This window comes from Lyngbya sp. PCC 8106 (assembly GCF_000169095.1).
GTDB lineage: Bacteria > Cyanobacteriota > Cyanobacteriia > Cyanobacteriales > Microcoleaceae > Capilliphycus.
In genome coordinates, this window is the sequence record NZ_AAVU01000053.1 from 12,758 (window position 1) to 35,911 (window position 23,154).

The following is a 23,154-nucleotide window of genomic DNA, read 5'->3' on the forward strand; positions in this document are numbered from 1 at the left end:
AGTGGGTTTGGCGTTGATGAGTGCCATCACAATCGTGATCTCGGGAAACAATATATATAGAAGAAGCGAAGGCGAGTCGTCAGATGAACAGTCCAGTGAGAATAATTGCTGATTGCTTAGGCTGAAAATCGTTTTCCCCGGCTCAATCGCTTGATTAGCCTTGCTTTTAGCTTATAAATCCCCAGAAAGACAAGAACGTTTATCACCTCCGTATTGTGATCCCCCTCACTTTTTGGTTACTTTACCCTTACCGACGGAGCGAGATCACCTCAGAACACATCACTTTGTTCTTACTGACAACGACCCTGATTTTGCCTTACCTTAAAGAGTATCGCAAGCCAAACAACTCCTTACTCTGAACATTACCTCTAGGTAAACTAACATGAAAAGCACCATCAAAGCATTCGTCGCGTCCGCCATCATCACCGCTGGTTTAGTTGGTACAGTTTCTCAAGTCGAAGCCAAGCCTTCTAATACCTATGTAAGAGATCGAGTCGTTTTTGAAGTTGTCGAAATCAGTGCTGAAGAAAACGAATTCGGTACAGTTCCGATGGTGGTTCGTGAAACCTATGACTTGGATAATCCCGATCTATTAGGTGACTATCCTGTTGTTGAAACCCAAGTTGTTCAAGTTGGTTCTGAGCCTTTAATTATTTGGAGAGAAACTCTTTCCTCAAGCGATCCTAAAGGTTCCTATACACCGGAACGTCGCGCTCATGCCGTTAGCACTCGCTTAACAAATTTAGCGGAATCTTTAGGAATTGACACTCTAGAAGAAATGTATCAAGCTGGAGTCGTCAATAACGAAGTTGTAGTTTTTGCTTCTCAAGAAGCAGGTGAAGCCAATACGGATAATGTGGTTTTCACCCTATCCCCAGGAAATCGTGAACAAGGGGACATTTTTGTTGAACACATGACAGAATACGGAAATGGAACGGCCAGTGGTGAGCCGCTCTACAACTAAATTTCAGGTGCTTATAAATGGGAGTTGTACTCTAGTTTCCGTATTATTTGAGTTCAACAAGCAACTCCCTTTTTTTTTCTAAAAATAGTCCATGCTGAAGCACATTATTGAGAGGAGTGAAAGATGTTAAGTACCGTAGACCAATTCAATACCATTATTGAAATTGGTAGTTGGTTTTTACAAGCGGTTCAAACGCAAAGTATCCGATGTTATCTAGGAGAAAGGAAACGATGAAAATCACATTCACTGAAATCTTACTCACAGCAACTGCTTTAGTTACGACAATTGGTGTTCATGCTCAAATCGCTCCCCAAAAAGCAGCAGCTACAGTTAAGTTAGCTTCCCTGAATTATTCTCAATCGTCACCTTTGATCAGTTGGTCAGGCCTCAAAAAAACGACGAAAGATACATACTTGTGCCAGAGTGCATCACTCGATTTAAACAAGAATCTGAAGTCGTCACCAGGAACATAGGTTCAGTCAACTCATCAATCAAATGTCATCCCTGGCTGTTCAAATCAACTTCAAGCAAACTTTCGGGCAAAGTTGAATTGAAAGATAAAATCAAATATCAAACTAAAATTGAATAAAATCAACAGTTTAAAACTGAAACAAAAAGCTCATTTCTATAAGCTTTAAATCTTCAAAATAGCAGATTACAACAAAACTATAATTAAATCGTTATCATCAAAAAGCTCTGGAAAATCAAGAGTTTTATTCAATTTAAACAGATTCCACAGCTTTTCCAAATCATCGGTAAAAAGTGATGATTTTAACCCTTGATCCCTAACCTTTACCTGTAAACCTTACCTGTAAATCTTATGGACACTACCACTTTCGTTCCCGAAAATCAACACCGAATTCGGGAATGTAGAAATCAGGATCTACCCAAGCCCAAATCCCAAACAAAAGTTCGTAAAACTTACCTGAAATCGTTACACGAGCAAAATCTAATGATTACTCAAGAAGAATTAGATGCACTCGAAACCTATACCTTGATGATCCGCAACAAATTAAGCATTCTCAAGGCTGTGTACGAAGTTTAAAGCCTATTAGTTATAGCCAATAACTCTGTCTTCAATGAGTTTATTCCCCAAAAGAAATCGGCTATACTTCCCCAGTTTTCAACTCTGACCACTTTTTCACCACCCAAGGAGAACTCCCATGAAACTATTCTTCGGAAAAGTCGCTGCTTTATTTGCTAGCACCTTAATTACAGGTTTGTCAACATTTAGCACTTTCACTTCTGCTGCGTCTGCAAGTCGAGTTTACTACAGCAACCCCGACTATATCTATCTGAAAAACTCTAGATGTTTGAGCTACAACGACTACGGACAAGGAGTTGGAACATTACAAAACGGTTACTACAAAGTCCGTCGTTATGGCAACTTTAGTGATGGTCAACCCTACGCAGAAATTTTTGCTGATTTTTCGGCTTCCGGACAAGGTTGGGGAACTGTAAATTTACCCTTTTCTTGTTTAGAACTCAGCAGTAATAGAGAGTACAATACAATGGTAGCAGATAACTCTATTGTTGCGGCTAGAATTTCTACAGATGGTCGTCCTATTAATCTTCGGACAACACCAAGCTTGGCTTCTTCACTCGGTTCCCTTCAAAATGGAGAGCCTGTTGAAGTGATCGAACAAGGTAAAAGTAATGATGGTGTCAACTGGTATTATATTTCTTCAGTTGATGGTTTAACAGGATGGGTTCGCTCAGAATATATTGCTTTTGATTAATTCTGATTTAACCCGGCTTACGACACCGAACTTGTAAAAAGTAAGCTACAACTTGTGAATCTTGCATCTGCGGATAGTGAGTGGTAATCACATCATTGGCTTTCGGTTCAACGAATTTTTCGAGAACGAAACCGACATCAATGAGTAAATTCAACCACTCACTTATTGTGTGATGATACATCGGAATCCGAAACAGAAGCCATTGTTTTTGAAGTTCTTCTGGGGTTGAACCGAAGATCCATTCTGTAATTTGTCCATCAATTCTATCAAAATATCCTCCGACTTCAATAGCGTAAGTTTTCCCCATTTCATCTCGTAAATTTTTCCATTTATAGAAGATTTTTTGCACCCCCATCAGTCGCTTTTTTTAAGTGACAAGCATGGACGACTTTTTTCTCTGTTAACTGAATCGATTGGCTTAACTGGCTAATAATTGATCTCCTAACAATTTAGCTGTCATTGCCGCTCGGTTAGTCACATTTAATTTACCGAAAATTCGACGGAGATAAGTCGAAACAGTCCACTGACTAATACCGAGTTCCTTCGCAATACATTTATTCGGTAAACCCTCAGCAACTAATTTCGCAATTTCCTGTTCCCGTTGACTGAGTTGTACCGATTGATCTGACTTCGGTTGACAACGGACAAGATAATAGCGCGTTCCATCAATATTAGACTCGAAAATTACCTCGTTACTGGCGACACCTGAAGTTTGCAAAACAGGAGATGACGTTGCAGAATTCAATTGAGAAATCAGAGATTTTAGAATTTCTTGAAAAGTCATAGTTTTCTGTGAGTAGATAGTGTTAATCTCGTTTTCTGTGATCTCGTTGTCAGTTTATACATTCGGGATCTTGGATCTGATGCAGTTATCTGACGTTCCGAGAAGCAATTTCCTTGCTTATGTGCCATTGAACATCGCCGACAAGAGCCACGAAGTAATTACTGGGTATGTTTTAGAAGTGACACATTCGAGTCAGGATATTCACGGATAAATCAATAAATCTTCATATCCAAAACCGTAGATTTACGGGCTTCGGGAACATTTCTTCCCAAAACTGCGACAAGGACACTTGGTAAACTGTCACGTTGTTAATATCAAATACGGCTTCACCGATACTACATATCTTTCTCCCTTTCTCCCCACCTCCCCACCTCCCTATCTCCCCATTAATCCAATCATATGTAGCAAATATTTAAGTATTTCATATAAGTACCCATCGCCAACCTTTAGGATGATGAGGAGGATGTTGACAGGGTTCTCACTTTCCTTTACAGCTTGAATTAATGGCTTTCAGGGGTTTTGAAGGTTTTTTGAAGGTATACCCCGCTTGTCGTCCCAACAATCGCCAATGCTGAAGGAATTAAGGGTATCCAACCTCCTCTGAGAAAGAATCCCCAACAACATCCATACAGAACAATTAAAGTTGTTCCCGTCATCAACAAAAAAGCTTGAGGCGATCGCACTCTCGAAGTTATCACACCTGCAATTATCGACCAACTCAAGATCCACAGACTTTCTCCCCAGTCTGGAAACCACCAAATTAAAGGTTGATTATCCAAAGCAATACTGAGAATTTGACTGACCATTTGGGCTTGAAGTTCCACACCCGTTATAGTTTGAATGGGGTATTTTTGATCACTATAAGGAGTCAACCAACGATGATCATTAAAACTCGGTGCTGTGGTTCCGATAATCACAATGCGATCGCGTACCCACTCCGGATCGACTTCACCTGCTAACACTTGAGAAAGCGTTACTTGAGGTGCAATTTCTCCAGACGTGCGATAATTGAGCATGATTTGATGTCCACGCCAGTCTAAATCGGTTTGATAAGCACCGCTTCCTTGTTTTAATATATTGAAGACAGTATTTTCTAACTTTAACTGACCTTCAGATGTCGTTTTTGCGACAATTTTTTCATCCGCTAAATACCGTTCAGCTAATTTCCAACTAAAAGAAAAGCGCGTTTGACAATCAGAAGATAATCCGACTGACAATAAATTCCGACGAATCACCCCATCAACATCGATCAAAATATTACTAAACCCTTGACGGTTTAAGGGAACTTCAGGAGGGGGAAAAACTCCGGGTTCTTGATGATGACCATATCGACAAATCCCAATAAAATTATCGCTGTTTTGCAGGGAATTGCTGAGGGCTTTATATTCCGGTTTTACAGGCGTTTCTCGAAATAGATGTAAACCAATAACTCTGGGTTGATAGGATTCTAACTTTTCTAATAATAACGCTAATGAACGATCTGAAAGTGAACGTCCTTGTCGGTCTTCTGGAGGTTGTCTCTGTACATCATTTTCTGTAATTGTTACCAGCAATAACCTTTGATCTAGACCTTGATCGGGTCGCATTTGAAGAAAATGATCATAAGCTTTCAGTTCCCAAGCTTGTAACCCTCCAAGACTTCGCACTCCCCAAATTATCCCTGTCATTGTGATTGCAGAGAACAAAACTTTGGGTAACTCCCGCCATCGCCAAGCAGGAGATTTAGCAGGATTATAAATTTGCTTTTGAGGTCTATTTTCCTCTAAAACAGGAGGTGGATATCCGATCAAATCTTTCCAAGTGGGAGGAACATAAACCGGATTTTGACAAATCACCGGAAGCCAACTCGCACAGGGAAATTCTCGTTCAAAATCATCATGTAATCGTTCTCTTGCTTCTCTGACGGCGACATAAAAAGGTTGTCCGGCGGCGAAATTTGTGAGAAAATGTTTTAAAAATTCTTGAGCAACCCGATCCGGAACTAACTCTCGCATGACAATCACTTGAGGAATATTCAAATCATCAAGTTTGTGTGCGAGTCCCAAGCCATCACAAGAGTTAAAAATTGCCAGTTTTAATCCTCGTTCAACAGACTTTCTCAAACCGTACCATAATTGTTCTATTGTTAAACTCTCTTGAGGATTAATATAAATTCGTCCGGTTTCACCTTCCGTTTCACTGTGTCCCGCAAAAAAGATAATATCCCAAGGTTGTTCCCAAAGGCGATCATTAATTTGCTTCGCTTTCGGTTCAACTAATACCACCGGATCAGTATTCGGTAAACTTTGAATAATTTCTAAATCTTTTTTGATATCAATTCCTTCTTGATGACCCAAAATAACTAAAATTCTCACGCGGGAATGAACCGAAGACTTGGGAACATCTTTAATCGTTTCAATCTCAAGTGGACTCAACGCAATTTCAGCTTTTTGATAACTTTCAAAAAAATCCCAAAGATGCAAAGGTAATTTTTTTAAATCAGGATTTTTCGTGCGAATGAGAACCCGAACTTCTTCGTCTCTATTTAGTTCTTCTCGTAAACGTTTATCAATGAGTCGAAATGTATCAGCCTCCAACCAATCACTAATATGAACCTGTAATTTTTGAGCCGAAATCTGACAATCTTTAATCCGTTTGTGAATCGAACCTTGATGAATAATCGCTTGAGGTTTAATCCTGTAGGGTGCAGCTAAACTGCGATATTTTTCTTTCCAATGACATTTTAAATGAGCCGCTAAATCTCGATCTGCGGGTAAAAATCCTTGCTTTTCAAATAATGTTTTTCCCTCAGACGAACGAACTTCTAAGGTGACTTGAAAGCCTTTTGTTTCAAAATCTCCTTCTAATTTGAGAATAACAGATTTACTCATACTCAAACCGTTGATTCAATCACAAAAGTTTCTGTAACACTGATTTCCCTCAATACTATTTTAATACTAAACTGTTCTCCTGACTCCCCACTAAACTTAAATAATAGTTTTTCACTACCCCCCGCTTCCGCTTGCATCACTGATTTTCCGGTCTGATCGAGTATGATCAATTGTAATCCTTCGGGAAGATGACTGTAGGCTTGAGTCGGATAAAGTTCGACTGAAATATTCATTTCTGAAGGAGTTGTGGGAGTTAGCCCCACCAGCAAGGCTATTTCTGATTGATCGGGTTCGAGATAAAGCCGTTTAACTCGTTCTATCGCAGAGAGATGAGAGTCAGTCGTTTGAGAAGAAGTTCGATATCTTTGACGAAAATTCCACCCCAATTCTAGATGAGAAGGTTGGCTAATGGTTTCAATGGCTTCCCAAGTCTGATCAAAAATTCCTTGTAACCAATTCCCCAGATGGACTTCCATCTGATCAGAATGAACCGTTTCTAATTGTTCAATTAATTCTAAGAAATCATCCAGCGATCGCCAGTGTTCAAACGGTATTTTTTCGTTTTCAACTTTTTCAAGAAATCCGATAAATTTTGCTTGAGTAAATCCTTCATCAAACTGAATAGCCAGATAACCAATTCGATTATGCCAAACTTCCGCCGGAACGTCCACCACAGAAGCATCACACTTAACCGGACGACACTCTATTTTTCCTAAATTGGTTAGAGATAAATCAGCCATATCACCTAAACTTTGCGTGATCGGGTTCCAGCTATCACTTTCTTTTAAATCAGTCAAAATTTCCATCCACTGACAATAATTATTAACAGCTAAAACTGCCAAACTATTGTAATAAACTTGATCCCGTTTTTCAGGTTGAGATTGGTTTAAGGAAAAAATCTCAGCGATCTGGCGATCTTTGTTCGTTATTGGCATCGTAAAAAATGAGTTCATGGTTTTCAAATTTTGCAGCTAAAATTAGAATAAAATCAACTTTGCACCTGGTTTTTAATTTCAACAGAAAATTGTTTAATACATCGTTGATAAAAATCAGATAAGGTGGAAACTTTTATATCAAAAATATTTGAAATTTCTTCCCAGCTTTCCCGTTCGATAATGCGACGCCTAAATATATCCTGAAAATTGGCTTGAGGATAACCGCGAATATGTTTACTGGCAAAAACACCATTGACATCCTCCTCTATCGACTGTCGAACTAAATCGGATAAACATGGAGAGACTTCACCCGGTCTTAAACCCTGAATTTCCTGCTTTTTTTTCCCCATGACTTCACTAACTGCTTGGGTAAAAAATCGCCTTTCTAATAGAAAATTAACCCATCGCATGACCGGGGCTTTATCAGGCTTATACTTATCAATATTAGCGCAAATATAAAGCATCAGATTTTGAACCGCAATCTCATAAATTTCTTGATAATGTTCAGTAAATTGACTGGGATGAGGATGACGCAACCGACCCGAATTTAAAAGTTCTTGGGTGAGTCGAGTCAGCGCTTGACGTCGAGCGCGACTGCGACGAGGGTGTTGTTGGGCTGTCAAAGCCAACCGTTTGAGGTATTCATCCTGTTGTAGATGCCGATCTCGTGAGTCCACAATTGGTGTTACTCCTTTGAGTTTGACCGCCACCATTACGGTCTTTTACTTCTCTATCAAAGATTAAAGGCAGATTTTACGTCAAGTCAGTCATAGATTAACAAAATTTGATATGAGTTGTCCTCACCGATTACCAAACATTCCCTAAGTCTTAAGTTTTGTAAATAATTCCGGATCATCCGTAAAAACACGCAAACCGAAGCGATAGAGAAAGCGAACGCCTAGCAGTTCGGGACGATGACTCGTTCAGGATCTTTTCCATCAGGGGTTTTGGGTGCATTAACAGACTCTCGTTTATTTGAACAAAAGGAGTTCAGACTGATGAAGACATCTTCGCTTGACATCGACTCAACGACCAAACAACATCACCCTACATTATCTTCTGTGGGGAGAACTCAAACTCAATATGGGGAGAAATTCTATCGCTTACATTCACCAAAATTGAATTCAAATTCGACATCAAACTCAGAGCTAATTTTAACTCAGGTTCGCTTAGATGCAATTGAATCTGAACGAGTAATGGCTTGTTATCGCTATATCCAACTCTGTCAAGAACTTGATGAAATTACCTTGCAAAATGAACAATATTTTGGTTTTCATCTACAGCTTGAACAAGATAAAATTTATCAAGAAATTTTGATAATAATTGTTCAAATCTGTCAGATAGAACTTGAAAGAGTCAAAACTCAATCACTCAAGTATTGATCAGTCATTATTCAAATATCAAAACATCAATCTTCAATCTTTTTAGGGGAAACTCATGGTTTTTACACCGGACAATACAATTGTAGACGTTCTCGATGTCAACATTTTAGTTGGCACTTCAGGTTCAGATCAAATTCTGGGCTTAGGAGGAGATGATTTAATCTTCGGAGCAGAAGCAGACGACCAACTCTTTGGAAATGAAGGAGCAGATTCAGTCTACGGACACCAAGAAAACGATATCATTTATGGCGGTTCTGGGGCGGATTTTCTATTTGGCGGTCAAGGGGATGATTCCATCTTTGGAGATGAAGGAAATGACAGAATTTATGCTGACCGAGGAACAGATATTCTCATTGGGGGTGAGGGTGAAGATGTTTTTATCTTGGAAATTGGAACGGGTGACTTTAGCGTAACAACAACAAACCTGATTGTTGATTTTAATGTCGATGAAGACCAAATTGAACTACAGGATGGTTTGACCTTTGAAGATGTCAATATCGAAAGAACACCGGAAGGGGATAGTGTCATTCGAGATCCTAACTCTGGGGAAATTTTAGCATTATTACAAGGAGTAGATCCAGATTCTTTCAAAGAAAGTGTTTTACCACAACCTCCAGAAGAACCCATTATTAACGCATCTCTAGCCAATGATACCGGACTCGATGATCGCGATAATATTACAACCGATCCAACAATAACCGGAACAGTTACCAATAGCGATCAAGTTGCCGAATTAGAAGTTAGTATTGGTGGAGAATTTGTTTCCATTGCAACAGAAATTGCTGAGGATGGTTCGTTTACCCTGACTCAAGAACAGCTAGAAGAAACACTCAATATTTCCTTTACAGATGGTATCTATACCGTACAACTACGAACTGTTGATACAGAAGGATTGCGATCGCTAGAAACAGCAGAATTAACCTTTACCATTGCACCTGATGACGATCCTCCTGAACAAGACATTGAGTTAGTTCCTCCTGGAACTGATATGTTTGCACCGACCATTACCGCCGAATTAGCCAATGATACCGGAACAAATGAGAGTGATGGTATTACCTCAGACCCAACAATTACAGGAACAGCAACCGATAATTTTGGCGTTACAGAAATAGAAGTTAGTATTGGTGAAGAATTCGCTTCTGTTGAAACCAATATTGCTGAAGATGGTTCATTTACTCTGACTCCAGACCAATTAGAAGGAGCCTTAAATACTTCCCTCACAGATGACACCTACACTGTGTTGTTACGAGCCGTAGATACCTCGGGATTGCGATCGCTAGAATTAGCAGAAGTTAGCTTTACCCTCGACTCGACTCCAGTAGATGATGGTCAGTCAGGTATCGATAATTCCGATTCCGATGATAATGATCAAGATACGGATAATTCCGATTCCGATGATAATGATCAAGATACGGATAATTCCGATTCCGATGATAATGATCAAGATACGGATAATTCCGATTCCGATGATAATGATCAAGATACGGATAATTCCGATTCCGATGATAATGATCAAGATACGGATAATTCCGATTCCGATGATAATGATCAAGATACGGATACGGATGAAGATAATCCATCTAATCAGCCTAACGATGAGGAAATCTCTATTCCTGAGACTATTGAAGATACACCAACAAATCCAATCGAAAACGAAGAACTCCCCGATCCATTTGAGACTGAAACAGTTGATATCGAAGAAGATCCAGGTAATACCATCGAAGACGCCTACGAAATTTCAGTTAATACTCAAACCTTCATTTACACCGAAGAAGTTAGTGAAGACGATCCCGTTGACTACTACACTTTTAATGTCGTAAACAATCAAAACCTTAACCTTTCCCTAGAAAGTCTAAGTCAAGATGTTGATGTCTATTTATTAGATATCAATCAAACAATTATTGCGGCTTCTGAAAATATCGGAATTACCGCCGAGTCAATTACTGTTCCCCTCTCGGTAGGAACCTACTACATTCAGGTACAATCTTTTGATAATCAAACCACCACCTATGACCTGGACATACTATTTCCTCCTGCTTCCCCAGAAGATGACACCACAGAAGTAATTGAAGTCCCAGAAGATCCCGGTAATACCGTAACCGAAGCCTACGACATTTCCATTGACTCTGAAACCACTATCTACAACGAACAAGTCAGTGCGAATGATCCGATTGACTACTACACATTTAATGTAGAAAACAATCAAAACTTCAACGTTTTCTTAGAAAATATAAGTCAGGATGTCAACATTTCCGTATTAGATATCGATCAGACGATTGTTGCCACATCTGAAAATGTTGGGACGACAAACGAGTCAATTAACGTTCCATTATCAGCCGGAACCTATTATATTCAGGTAGAATCTGTTAATAATCAAACCACAACCTATGACCTGAATGTATTGTTCCCTCCGGCTCCTTCAGAAGATGAAGAACCAGAAGTAATTGAAGTTCCAGAAGATCCCGGTAATACGATAATAGAAGCCTACGACATTTCAATTGACTCTTCTGTAACCAATATCTACACCGAACAAGTCGGTGCTGTTGATTCAGTTGACTACTACGAGATTAATATAGAAAACAATCAGAACTTGAACGTTTTCTTAGAAAATATCAGTCAGGATGTCAACATTTCGGTGTTGGATATCGATCAAACAGTGGTTGCTACCTCTCAAAATATTGGAACGACAAACGAATCAATTAACGTTCCATTATCGGCCGGAACCTACTATATTCAGGTGGAATCGATTAGCACTCAAACCACAACCTATAACCTGAATGTATTTTTACCACCTGCCCCCCCAGAACCAGAACCACTGGTACGATATGACTTTGTTTACTACTCCAATGGAATAAGCACCCAAAGCGATTATTACACGGGTTATGTGTACGCCGAGGAGAGTTCTTTTGAAGTTGGAGAAAGCTATAATTTCTCTTCATCCGCTGGAGCTTACTATATTGCCAGTGAAAGTTCTGCACCCACAACTGCAAGCGTTGATCAAGTCTTTATCAATAACTATTACGATGTAGATATCAACATCAATAGTGCAGTTAGTTACAGCAGTTACTACTCCAACATTAATCAGGCTTCGGGTTCCTTCGGTTTGGGAAGTGAATATGATTTTGTGGAGTTTGAAGGCATTTTCTTCGGATTTGGTTTGCAGTTCATCACCACCAATATTGTCTTACCTTTCTTTATCACTCCCAACTTCCCCCAACGGGATGACTACTTCGTTGGCGATCGCCCCAGTGGTATAACTTCAGCAGACCTCGACGGCGATGGAGATAACGATCTGATTGTTGGCAATCCCGGTTTGATTACTCAAGATGGGTCTTTTGATGGAAACCGTGTTTCTATCCTCACCAACAATGGAGATGGAACATTTACGGCCCCGAGAAGCATAACTACGGGTTTCGGGCCTTCGTTTGCGGCCGAAGACTTTGATGGAGACGGAGATATCGATCTGGCAACCGCTCATACCGAAGAAGATTCTCTATCCGTATTTTTCAACGATGGTAATGGCAACTTCGGTTTCCCCACAACTTATCAAGCCGGTGATCGTCCTTTCATGAGTGGAGTTGGAGATCTTGATAACGACGGCGATATTGACCTGGTGACTGTCAATTCAGAAGCTTTGAATTTATTCACTGCAAATAATGAGGGTAACAGCATCTCGATTCATTACAATGACGGTGATGGTGGCTTTACTGAGCGAGAAATTCTAACAGTTGGAGAAGGTGTTAGCGGAGTTGAAATTGCCGATTTAGATGAGGATGGCAATCTCGACATCATCACATCTAACCAAGCCGAAAATACCATTTCTGTCCTCTTTAATACGGGTGATGCTTTCTTTACAACACCCGAGAAATATGACGTTGGAGAACGTCCAGTCACTCCAGTTGCAGCCGATCTCGATAATGATGGCGACCTGGATTTAGGCGTCCCTAATTTTGGTAGCAATCAGTTTACTCAGGGTACCATTTCAATACTGCGAAATGATGGCAACGGTAACTTTTCGCCCAGCGAGTTCTTCTTCAGTGAAAACGTTCCGAGTAACTTGACTCCGGCTGATATTGATGGAGACGGTGACTTGGACTTGATGATGCAGAACTCGGTCTTCATCGTGAATACCGGAGAACGGGCAGGAAATACCGTTTCTGTTCTCAAGAATAACGGTGATGGTCTCTTCAGTTTACCGGAAAGCTTTCTTGTCGGTAATACGCCATTCGGATTGGTGGTAGATGATTTGGATGGAGAAGGCGATCTGGATTTTGCGACCGCTAATTATGATGATGATGATGTGACGGTTTACCGACAAGTTTAGGGAATGTTAAATCGAGTTTTGTTGTATTAATTTTTGAATAACGTTTTGGGGGTAATCTTTTTGATGGTTGCCCTCTTTTTTTGAATCAAAATACTGTTATTATTGATTGAAATTTAGATAAATAAATTTAAGCGATCGCAAAGATTAAACGAGAGGAAACGATAACAGAAGCTATCTTAAATGAAAATTCACCCTTTGTGTTGTAAATGCGTCCGGTTTCGAGAGGACTGATGAGCAATTCTTTGAATTTTGCCAACTCAACCGCGACTATCACATTGAACGCACAGCTAATGGAGAAATGATTGTGATGTTCCCAACAGATTCAGAAACGGGAAACCGCAATGCCAAACTAACCCAACAGTTGGGAATTTGGACATCGGTTTTTTAATTGACCGCAAGCACCGCAAAGTTTATATTTACCAACCTCAAACAGAGATTGAGTGTTTAGAAAATCCGACAACTGTTAGTGGCGATCTAGTGCTGCCAGGATTTACATTAAAGATGGAAAAAATTTGGTAGAGACGCTCTAGCTTGCGCCCAAATTTTATAGAAATAACGAGTATATTAATCTATAATATTAACAAAGCGGATTCTACTAACAAGCGTGAAAACCGACTCACTATTCTACCGCATCTTCCAAACCGCACCAACGATTTTTTTTGAGTTAATTGGTCAACCTATGCAGGAAGGTTATCAATTTCAATCGGTTGAACTCAAACAAACAGCATTTCGGATTGATGGGGTATTTTTACCGCCACCCGAAGCCGACAATCAAACGGTATATTTTGTTGAAGTTCAATTTCAAAAAGATCCCCTGCTGTATCATCGTTTATTCGCGGAACTGTTTCTATTTCTTAACCAGAACCCAAATACAGTAGACTGGCAAGCGGTAGCCATTTATCCGAACCCCAATCTAGAACCCGAACAAACCTATCTCTACCGAACACTGTTAGCCAGTTCCCAAGTTCAGCCTATCTATCTCAGTGAACTTTCTAGTTCATCGGTGGAGTTGGGAATTGTGGAATTAATTCTTTAACCCCAGGAGACGGCAACCAACAAAGCCAAGCTGTTGTTATCTCAGGCACAACAAGCCTCACAACTTCCTCTAGCCGTCATAATGGAATTAATAGAAACGACAATGGTTTACAAATTTCCGCAGTTGAGTCGTCAGGAGATTATTCAGATGTTGGAATTAGCAACAGACTCCAAGCAAACTAGAGTTTATCAAGAAGGATTAGAAGAAGGTCGCCAACAGGGCTTACAGGAAGGCTTACAAGATGGTCGTCAACAGGGAGAGCGATCGCTAATTTTACGCCTTCTTACCCGAAAGTTTGATCGGATTAATCCTGAAGTTCGCTCTCAAATTGAATTGCTTTCATTGGAACAATTGGAGGCGTTAGCAGAGGTGTTGCTCGATTTTTCATCTTTGGAAGATTTGACCAATTGGTTACAGGATAATTACAGATCCTTTTGAAACCCTCCAGCCCCCAATTAATTGCCCCCCTCGCCCCTTCTCGCGCGTTCCCTCTCTTGGTCGGCGTTCCCTAGCGCCGTGAGACGACGCGGGGTCCGACCGCTTGCGCCCACAGGTGGCGCGGGGTCGCTCGCCAATTCTGGGGGGATTTAGTGGGCTTTAGTGGTTTGACTTGTTGCTATCCGGTTGACAGTCAAACACCAGAATAAATGACGCTTGTGGAATAAGTTGCTTTAAACGCTGCAAATGTCCCTCCGCATCAGAACGACTCCGAAATCGTGCGACAACAGTTCGTTGCAAGTTCGGAAGCAACCGGGCGATCGCCCAGGTATTGAGACGATCTCGGTATGCGATCGCTTCTGATTTTGAGGTTTCGGTATTTTGTGGCATCATTAAACTATCCAAAAACATTATAGATCGGGGCGTTGATGACTTCTAGAGTTTAGAGTCGTCGGCGCCCTTTTTATGTTATTAAATAACGAACACATACCAAATGTCAATTGTCAATACTTAACGCTAAAACTTGACACTAAACTCGAATTTATTCGGATAATATGATTGATTTAAGAATGCTAAGACAACGCGCTGGCTTGAGAATTATTGATGTTGCAGAACTTCTAAAATGCTCACAATCATCGATTCGGAATTGGGAGAAAGGAAGAACAACACCAAAATTAGAAATTTGGCAAGTTTTCTATTTGCGAGATTTGTATCAATGTACGGAAGTGGAACTCAAACAAGCGGTTATAAAATCAATGGGATTGGGAGAGAAAAAAGTTTACAAAATTCCCCCGTTGAGTTGTCGAGAGACTGTTCGGAGGTGTGAACTAGCAACAGACTCACAGCCAACCCGAGTTGATCAAGAAGGATTAGAAGATGGAGAGCGATCGCTGATCTTACATCTCCTCACTCGCAAGTTCAGCTATCTCAATCCTCAAATTCGTTATCAAATAGAATTGCTTTCTTTAGAACAATTGGAAGCTTTATTAGAGGTGTTATTGGATTTTTCCTCGTTGACAGAATTAACCCGTTGGTTGCAGGGCTTACAGGAAGGATTACAGGAAGGGCGATCGCTGATTTTACGTCAACTTACCCGGAAGTTTGGTCAACTCAGTCCTCAAATTTGTGATCAAATAGAATTGCTTTCTTTAGAACAGTTGGAAGCTTTATCAGAGGTGTTATTGGATTTTTCTTCTCTAGCAGATTTGACTCGTTGGTTGCAGACAAATTTAGGGAAATAAGAGACTTTAGTAGCGCGTCTAGTTTAATTTGTTGGGTAGAGTAAATTGATTTTAGCCCCCTAACCCCCAATTCTGGGGGAAGAAGTTTAAAAATTAACTCAACATTTTAGCCAGGACACGACACTAGGGTTGACAGGTATGCGGGTTGTTGGGTTGACGCTGAACTCCCGTTTTTGTTGGGTCATAACTCACTAATATAACTTCTCCATCTTCGGTTCTTATCCAACCCCTCGCCGGAACAATTGTTCTTGAATCTACAGGAATATTATCAAGATTATTATCCCGTTTTTGTGATTGTTGTTGGCGACGTTGAGAGGAATTATTATTAGGTTGAGGAGTAACAGGTTCAATGAGTAGAGATTCCCATTCAACTAACCCTTCAATTGCCGATAAAGCTTGAGTTGGGTCAGGTGCAATACCACCTCGTCCGGTGATAATAAACGAACTATTTCGACCTTGAACACAGGGGTCTTGAGCAATTAATTCCGCCGGGTCAACAACTGTAACTTCGGGTGCTTCTGGCGGGTCAAAATTAAGCGTTGTATCAATAGAAAGTTCTCCGGCTGCATTGATAGTGCTATTTTGAGATTGTAAAAGTCCGAGTTCCGAATTTCCAAAAGGACGGATATTAATATTGCTTCCTCCCGTTGGGTCAAAAGCGCTGGTAACAATTTCGCTATTTTCCAACAACACTAACAAATTAGAATTAATATCAATATTACCATCAAACGTTTGACCGCTTTCGCTTCCTGCGGCAGAAATTTCGCTTTGACGACGCACGCTAATATCCGGTGAATTGATAGTAATATTTCCGCCTTCACCTGTTACTGATTCTGCAAGTAGACCTGCTTGCTCTAAGCGAACTTGAGAAGCACTCACGTCTATATTTCCGGGATTACCTTCACCTTCACTACCTACACCAATAATAGACTGATTTCTCATCGTTAAACTTTCGGTATCAACAGTTATCGTTCCCCCATTTCCAACCCCGGTTTCTGAAACGTTCGCAAAGATAAAAGAACTATCTATTAATTCAATATTTTCAGCCTGTATATTAACCGAACCTGCATCCCCATTTCCTTGAGTTCCTGTAAATAGTGAAGCTTGATTACTCATAGTTAAATCTCCAGTTTCAATCGTGACATTCCCCCCATTTCCAACCCCCTTTTCAAAAACTGCTGCACTGATAAGAGAACCATCTATTAATTCAATATTTTCAGCCTGTATATTAACCGAACCTGCATCCCCATTTCCTTGAGTTCCTGTAAATAGTGAAGCTCTATTGTCTATAGTTAAATCTTCGGTTTCAATAATAACATTTCCGCCATTTCCTCTGGCTCCTTCTTCACTGACTCCAGTGCTAATTGATGTTCCTTCCCCCTCTACATTAATTGATTCTGAGGCTTTAATGAAGATTGTTCCTCCTCTGCGATTTTCTGGAATTTCAACAGTAGTAATTTCCGATTCATTTGGCAGACGAATTCCCGAAAAAATTACAGAGCCGTTTTGCACTCTTAATTGTTCCGTTTCAATGGTAATATCTCCTCCATTACCCACACCTGCCGTTCCACTAGAAATAAACACCTGATCATCAAATAAAACCTGTTGAGCTTGTATACTAATTGAACCCGAAGAACCCGTTCCCGAACTAGAAGTGCTAATGAATGCTCCATCTTGTCCGATTAATCTTTGTGCGGTAATTGAAATATCTCCGGTGTTTCCTCCGTTACTAGCTAAAGCGGAAATTTGGCTACCTATTGTGGATGGTTCTCCTGTAAATGAAGTAATCGTTCGAGTTCCCCTACCAATAATTTCGATAGTATTGGCACGAATATCGATTGAACCCGAACTGCCTACATCCCCTGTAAAAGTTGATATCTCCGCTCCGTTGAGAATTCTTAATTGGTCTGCTTTGAGTGTGATACTTCCTACGCTACTACCGCTAAATTCTATATTAGGAGATGTTTCGTCTGGTATCCTATTTGTTGTCACATAAATTCCACTGGGAAATTTTCCTTCACCAATTAATTCAATAACAGAAGCTTGAATATTGATAGAGCCAGCGCTACTACCGTTTACACTGCTTACTGATATCTGACCTCCATCTCGAACAGTTAATCGTCCAGTTTCTAAGTTGAGAGTTCCTGCGCTTCCTGCATTATTTGTAAAGATATCTAAGCTACTTCTTGAATTCAATCCATCAATACTCAATTCTCCCCCTATTTCCACTTCATTTGCTTTGACTTGTACAACACCCGAACTACCCCTTCCTGTAGCAGAAGTTCCAATTTGTCCTCCCTCTTGAATTGTGAGTTTATTTGTTGTGATCAAAACACTTCCTGCGTTTCCTTCTACATTATCACTCCGGGTTGATATACCACTAAAAACTGCTCTGATATCTTCGGGAGAAACAGGAGGTTCTGTACCAAATTCAACGGATTCTTGATCAATTTGAACGGAGCTTCCTCCCCTAACTTCAATAGATTCGGAAGCATTAATAATCACATCCCCTGCTTGTCCGATGTTAGAGCTATTAGCAAAAATTCTCCCTCCATTTTGAACAGCTAATCTGGGAGTATTAATAATAATGCTTCCCGCACTACCATTACCAAATGTTAGAGTAGCAATTCGACTGGTAATGCCACTCGGTGAAACTCCTATTATGTTTACAGATTCAAAAGCGTTAACAGTTATATTTCCCGTTGAACCTGTTGCTTCTTGGTTAGTATCAAGCCGAATATCTCCACCATTACGAATGACTAAATTTCCCGTATCGATGGTAATATTTCCGATGTTACCCGTTCCAGAAGTTTGACCGACTATCATAGAATCTGAAAGCTCAATCTGCTGTGCTGCAATCTGAATATTTCCTGCGTTTCCATTTGCTCCTTCTTCTAAGACAGCAAGCCGAATCTCAGAATCATTACGAATAACCAAACTTTCGGTATCAATGGTAATATTTCCGACGTTACCTATTCCAGAAGTTTCGCCCACTACAAGAGAATCTGAAAGATTAATTTGCTGGGCTTCTATCCGAATATTTCCAGCGTTTCCGTTACCTGATGTAGTTAAACCAATCTGTCCATTTGTTGCACTAAGCGATGGGGTTAAAATTTCAATTTTTCCCCCATTTCCAACTGCATTTTCTTCGGGTCCCCCTAAAATAAAACTGTTTGATAACTCTACCGAATCAGTTGCAAAAAGTGATAGAGAACCCCCATTTCCTTGTCCGAATAGAGCGATTTGAATTTGCGCTCCCTCTGTTAGCCGAAATTGTCCGGTTTCTATTGTAATATTACCTCCATTACCCATACCCGTACTATTGACATCCGCAAAAAAACCGCTTTCAGACTCACCATCAGGAGAGGTACCTGAAGCTTCAACGGATGCGGCTGTGACATTTATATTCCCCGCATTTCCTTGTCCAAAAATAAGTGTATTGATAAACGCTCCATTCTTCATTGTGAGTGAATTAGTTGTGATGTTAATGTTTCCGCTTTGACCGATTCCATCAAAGTCAATAACGTTTCTAATTGAACTATCTGCACCTGTTAGCAGAATATTTTCCTGAGCATTAATATTAACATCTCCAGCTTGTGCTTCTTGAAACCCTAAACCTTCATCAATTCCCACCCGAATAATACTATCGCCCGAAATTTCAACATTTCTCGCATTAATATTAACGTCTCCGCCCCCGTCTGCACGAACATTTATTTGTGATTCATTGGTTAACCTAACATTTCCCCGTTGAATATTATCGGGAAAGGTTAAACTATTATCGGGGTTAATTTGCACAGTCCCCGGTTCTGATAAACCCCCCAATTGAATTCGACTTCCTGGAGAAATGGCAACACCATTATCAAATAATACATCTCCCCCAACCAATGCCAAAGTTTGATTTTGAGGAACATTTAAACCTTGACGAACCAGAAAACCTGCATCATCTCGTAATGAACTTCCATCTTCTAAAGTGGTTAGAGTCGCTTGATTAACAATGGTTCCCGGATTTTCTCGAATGTTTAACCCGATGGGCATATTAATGGTTAACAAAGGCGGCGCTTCTGGGTTACTCGCTGCAAATTCAAACCCATCAAATAATACTCCATCCGCAGTCGTCGCAAAAAACGAACCCCCAACATCCAACCTCGCGTTAGGCCCAAATACAATCCCCGCAGGATTAATTAAAAATAAATTAGCATTTCCCAAAACCCCCAACGTTCCAAGAACTTCCGAGACATTTCCGCCCGTAACCCGGGTTAAAATATTAATGATATTATCTGGATTGGAAAAATACGCCCCTCGTCCTTTGTCTACGTTAAACTCTTGAAAACTATGAAATAAGTTAGACCCCCGAACCGCTCCCCCGTCTATGCGATCGCTATCAATCCCCCGAATATTCTGATTGGGAACAACCACCGAGTTTTCCGAACCCAGCGTGTTATCGGGGACAATTTGAGCGTTGACTGGAATACAACTGACTAAACCGCAAAAGGTCACAACACCTGTGAAAATGGGGAGTAAGTTGGTTTGCATGGTTGATGAGGGTAGATGCTCAACGTTATTCTACATGATTTTTTTGCAGCTAAATTAAATTTTAGATTTTTTTAGAAGTTGAATATTCGGTCAAGTTTGTATAATCAGAATGTGGATTTACGCTGAGGGACGAGGAGACTCAAATGAAACTTTGGGGAATGGGTTTAGGGGTGATGTTGGCTGTTTCTACTTCTGGGGATATTGCTAATTTTTCCCCCTCAGAACCTCGTCAAGCAATTACTGATAATTGTTTAAATTTTAATTCACTTTATTCTAATCCCTGTCTGGCTCAAGTTAACAGTTTAGAATCTCAAGCGCAACAACTGTATCAACAGGAAAAATATCAAGAAAGTCTTTCTCTTTTGCAACAAGCTATCGAAAATTATACCACAAATGGAGAGAGTTTAAGAGCCGTTCAAGCGTTGAGAAATTTAGCATTAGTTTATCTCAAACTGCAAGATTGGCAAAACGGAGAATCAGCGATCGCCACCAGTTTAACGCTTCTCGAACAACTGCAAGAAACGAAAGAAACCCAACAGTTAACCGCTTCGATCTTGGAAGTTAAAGGACAACTCCAACTGGCAAAAGGTCAACCACAACAAGCCTTAGAAACCTGGAAACAAGCCAGCAAAATCTATGAGAATCTGAATAAAATTTCGGGTTTAACGCGCACAAAAATTAATCAAGCCCAAGCGTTACAAGCAATGGGATTTTATTCCCAAGCGTTGAAAACTTTAACCGCAGTGGGCGAACAGTTAGAAACTCAGCCGGATACTGTTTTAAAAGCAAAAGCGTTACAAAGTTTGGGGGATGTTTTGCGAGGTGTCGGTCAATTTGAAGATTCATTAGAGTTATTAGAAAAAAGTGTAAATATTGCAGCAGAATTTAACGCCACCGAAGAACAAGCCATTGCATTAATTGGCTTAGGAAATACTCAAAGAGCGATAGCAGAACGAAACTGGCGTTTGAGTATTAATGAAAGTGAACCCCCGCAACTGCAACGTCTTAAACGACGAATTTATCTTGATAGTTTACAAGTTCCTTTCAATTCCTATCAACAAGCTGCTGATATTACCTCTTTATCTTTAACAAAAATTCAAGCTCAACTCAATCAATTAAACCTATTAATTTCCAGCGAACAAGAAGAAAATATTAGCGAAATTATTAACAATCTTAAACCTAAACTCCAACAACTTCCTCCGAGTCGGGCTGGAATTTATGCTCAAATTAACTTTGCTCAAAATCTAATTAAACTGAATTCTGCTAATAATTTGCAACTTCCAGATTTAGAAAATAGTCTTGAAAATACCGTTAAAATTGTACAAAATGCAATTGCCCAAGCCCAACAAATCGAAGATCAAGATGCCGAAGTTAGGGCGTTAGGAATGCTTGGAAAACTCTATGAAAATAATCAACAATTCCCTTTAGCAGAAGAACTAACTCGTCAAGCCGTTAGTCAAGTCTCAGCTTACAAAAATCCCGAAATTGCCTATCAACTTTTTTGGCAATTAGGACGTATTTACAAAGCAGAGGGTAAACTGACTGAAGCCATTTCAACCTATACCCAAGCCGTTGATATTCTCCAGTCTTTACGCAGTGATATTGTCGCTATTAGTTCGGAAGTTCAGTTCAATTTTCGCGAACAAGTTGAACCCATTTATCGAGAGTTGGTAGACTTGTTATTAGTGGCGAATGCGACTCCAGAAAACCTACAACAAGCGCGACAAGTCATTGAAGCGTTACAACTCGCTGAACTTGATAATTTCTTTCGAGATGCTTGTTTAGATGCTGAACCCTATGATATCGATCAACTCGACAAAACCGCAGCAGTTTTTTATACAATTATTTTAGCAGATCGGATAGAAGTAATTTTAGCACTACCCGACCAACCCTTAGTCCGCTACACCACAAAATTACCTCAATCTCAAGTTGAGTTAACCTTGAAAACGATGGTAGAACAAATTACTCAACCGAGTAAACGAGAATTTATACTAAACTTTCTCACCGTTTCTCAACAAGCTTATGATTGGTTAATTCGTCCAGTTGAAGAACAACTAGAAGCGAGTAATGTAGAAACATTAGTCTTTGTTCCCGATGGACGACTGCGAAATATTTCCTTGGCGAGTTTACACGATGGTCAACAATATTTAGTTGAAAAATATAAAATTGCCCTTGCACCCAGTTTACAATTAATTGACCCGCAACCGTTAGCTCGTCAGCAGGCGCAAATTCTTAGTGGGGGTTTGAGTGAAGCCAGACAAGGATTTATTGCGCTTCCTTCGGTTGAATTGGAGTTAAAACAAATTGAAAAGCAAGTGGGGAGTAAAGTCTTACTCAATCAATCTTTTACCGAACCCGAATTTGCTACAGAAGTTACAAGTTTACCCTATTCTGTGGTTCATATTGCAACGCATGGAAAATTCAGTTCTAATTTAAAAGAGACTTATATTTTGACTTGGGATGAACGAATTGATATTGAAGAATTGCGTCAGTTACTCACCGCAAATATTGAACAAACAGGCCCGATAGAATTGTTAGTTTTGAGCGCTTGTACCACCGCTACCGGAGATGAACGAGCCGGACTGGGGCTGGCGGGAGTGGCTGTGAGAGCGGGGGCGCGTAGCACAGTAGCCAGTTTGTGGGCGGTGAATGATAAAGCCACAGCAGACTTAATGACGGCGTTTTATCAGGAGTTGAGCAACCCCAATTTAACCAAAGCAGAAGCCTTGCGTCGCGCTCAAGTCAGTATCTTACAGCAACCGGATTATGCTCATCCCTACTTCTGGGCGGCGTTTGTCTTGGTGGGAAATTGGTTGTGAAGTTTGGGTGAACTTGCATAAGTAGACATCCTCAAGAGATATGTAGAGTTGGATAAGCGCAATTAGGCTTTTTCCCAACAGTCATCCAT

At 40.2% G+C, this 23,154-nt stretch carries 17 protein-coding genes and 2 pseudogenes; 11 read left to right on the forward strand and 8 right to left on the reverse strand.

The window, feature by feature from the left end; translation table 11 throughout:
• Positions 1–382 precede the first annotated feature (382 nt).
• The 4 genes from L8106_RS30005 (at position 383) to L8106_RS25385 (ending at position 2,703) form a co-directional block, all read left to right on the forward strand.
• Complete coding sequence (locus tag L8106_RS30005; RefSeq protein ID WP_009787381.1) at positions 383–964, forward strand: COP23 domain-containing protein; 582 nt, start codon at positions 383–385, stop codon at positions 962–964.
• 230 nt (positions 965–1,194) lie between these two features.
• Positions 1,195–1,437 carry a hypothetical protein gene (locus L8106_RS25375; protein ID WP_009787383.1) on the forward strand — a complete coding sequence of 81 codons (243 nt, stop codon included), beginning with the start codon at positions 1,195–1,197 and terminating at the stop codon, positions 1,435–1,437.
• 347 nt (positions 1,438–1,784) lie between these two features.
• Positions 1,785–2,009 carry a hypothetical protein gene (locus L8106_RS25380; protein ID WP_009787384.1) on the forward strand — a complete coding sequence of 75 codons (225 nt, stop codon included), beginning with the start codon at positions 1,785–1,787 and terminating at the stop codon, positions 2,007–2,009.
• Between the two features lie 118 nt (positions 2,010–2,127).
• A complete protein-coding gene (locus L8106_RS25385; protein ID WP_009787385.1) occupies positions 2,128–2,703 on the forward strand; it encodes an SH3 domain-containing protein in 576 nt (191 codons plus the stop codon).
• A gap of 7 nt (positions 2,704–2,710) precedes the next feature.
• On the opposite strand, the gene L8106_RS25390 is transcribed toward L8106_RS25385, so the two are convergent.
• The 5 genes from L8106_RS25390 to L8106_RS25410 form a co-directional block, all read right to left on the reverse strand.
• The gene (locus tag L8106_RS25390) at positions 2,711–3,058 is read right to left on the reverse strand and encodes a hypothetical protein (RefSeq protein WP_009787386.1); all 348 of its coding nucleotides are present in this window, start codon (positions 3,056–3,058) and stop codon (positions 2,711–2,713) included.
• 63 nt (positions 3,059–3,121) lie between these two features.
• Complete coding sequence (locus L8106_RS25395) at positions 3,122–3,487, reverse strand: response regulator transcription factor (RefSeq protein WP_009787387.1); 366 nt, start codon at positions 3,485–3,487, stop codon at positions 3,122–3,124.
• Positions 3,488–3,987: 500 nt separating this feature from the next.
• Complete coding sequence (locus L8106_RS25400) at positions 3,988–6,357, reverse strand: CHASE2 domain-containing protein (RefSeq protein ID WP_009787388.1); 2,370 nt, start codon at positions 6,355–6,357, stop codon at positions 3,988–3,990.
• 2 nt (positions 6,358–6,359) lie between these two features.
• Positions 6,360–7,292 carry a DUF1822 family protein gene (locus tag L8106_RS25405; protein ID WP_009787389.1) on the reverse strand — a complete coding sequence of 311 codons (933 nt, stop codon included), beginning with the start codon at positions 7,290–7,292 and terminating at the stop codon, positions 6,360–6,362.
• A 53-nt stretch (positions 7,293–7,345) separates the two neighbouring features.
• On the reverse strand, positions 7,346–8,005 hold the full coding sequence (locus tag L8106_RS25410; RefSeq protein WP_009787390.1) for a hypothetical protein: 660 nt from the start codon (positions 8,003–8,005) through the stop codon (positions 7,346–7,348).
• A 201-nt stretch (positions 8,006–8,206) separates the two neighbouring features.
• On the opposite strand from L8106_RS25410, the gene L8106_RS25415 reads away from it, so the two are divergent.
• Entirely contained in the window at positions 8,207–8,674 is a 468-nt protein-coding gene (locus L8106_RS25415; protein WP_009787391.1) for a hypothetical protein, read from the forward strand.
• 55 nt (positions 8,675–8,729) lie between these two features.
• The gene (locus tag L8106_RS25420) at positions 8,730–12,998 is read left to right on the forward strand and encodes an FG-GAP-like repeat-containing protein (protein WP_009787392.1); all 4,269 of its coding nucleotides are present in this window, start codon (positions 8,730–8,732) and stop codon (positions 12,996–12,998) included.
• Between the two features lie 127 nt (positions 12,999–13,125).
• Here the strand turns inward: L8106_RS25420 and L8106_RS34650 are convergent, their stop codons facing one another.
• A complete protein-coding gene (locus L8106_RS34650; RefSeq protein ID WP_156803827.1) occupies positions 13,126–13,272 on the reverse strand; it encodes a hypothetical protein in 147 nt (48 codons plus the stop codon).
• Here L8106_RS34650 and L8106_RS31790 point away from each other — a divergent pair.
• From L8106_RS31790 to L8106_RS33965, 3 genes and pseudogenes are all read left to right on the forward strand, one after another.
• Positions 13,219–13,517 (forward strand): annotated as a pseudogene (locus tag L8106_RS31790) (hypothetical protein); the annotation flags it as partial. The gene L8106_RS34650 and the pseudogene L8106_RS31790 overlap by 54 nt on opposite strands.
• Before the next feature lie 85 nt (positions 13,518–13,602).
• Positions 13,603–14,175: pseudogene (locus L8106_RS33960) on the forward strand (Rpn family recombination-promoting nuclease/putative transposase); the annotation flags it as partial.
• Between the two features lie 6 nt (positions 14,176–14,181).
• A complete protein-coding gene (locus tag L8106_RS33965; protein ID WP_232228574.1) occupies positions 14,182–14,472 on the forward strand; it encodes a DUF4351 domain-containing protein in 291 nt (96 codons plus the stop codon).
• Between the two features lie 159 nt (positions 14,473–14,631).
• On the opposite strand, the gene L8106_RS25430 is transcribed toward L8106_RS33965, so the two are convergent.
• Entirely contained in the window at positions 14,632–14,865 is a 234-nt protein-coding gene (locus tag L8106_RS25430) for a hypothetical protein (RefSeq protein ID WP_232228570.1), read from the reverse strand.
• A gap of 176 nt (positions 14,866–15,041) precedes the next feature.
• Here L8106_RS25430 and L8106_RS31795 point away from each other — a divergent pair, with 176 nt between their 5' ends.
• Positions 15,042–15,713, forward strand: coding sequence for a DUF4351 domain-containing protein (locus L8106_RS31795; RefSeq protein WP_232228572.1), 672 nt, complete (start codon positions 15,042–15,044; stop codon positions 15,711–15,713).
• Between the two features lie 123 nt (positions 15,714–15,836).
• On the opposite strand, the gene L8106_RS25445 is transcribed toward L8106_RS31795, so the two are convergent.
• On the reverse strand, positions 15,837–20,246 hold the full coding sequence (locus tag L8106_RS25445) for a filamentous hemagglutinin N-terminal domain-containing protein (RefSeq protein WP_009787398.1): 4,410 nt from the start codon (positions 20,244–20,246) through the stop codon (positions 15,837–15,839).
• A 143-nt stretch (positions 20,247–20,389) separates the two neighbouring features.
• On the opposite strand from L8106_RS25445, the gene L8106_RS25450 reads away from it, so the two are divergent.
• Positions 20,390–23,065, forward strand: a complete 2,676-nt coding sequence (locus L8106_RS25450; protein WP_009787399.1) for a CHAT domain-containing protein — start codon at positions 20,390–20,392, stop codon at positions 23,063–23,065.
• Positions 23,066–23,154 lie beyond the last annotated feature (89 nt).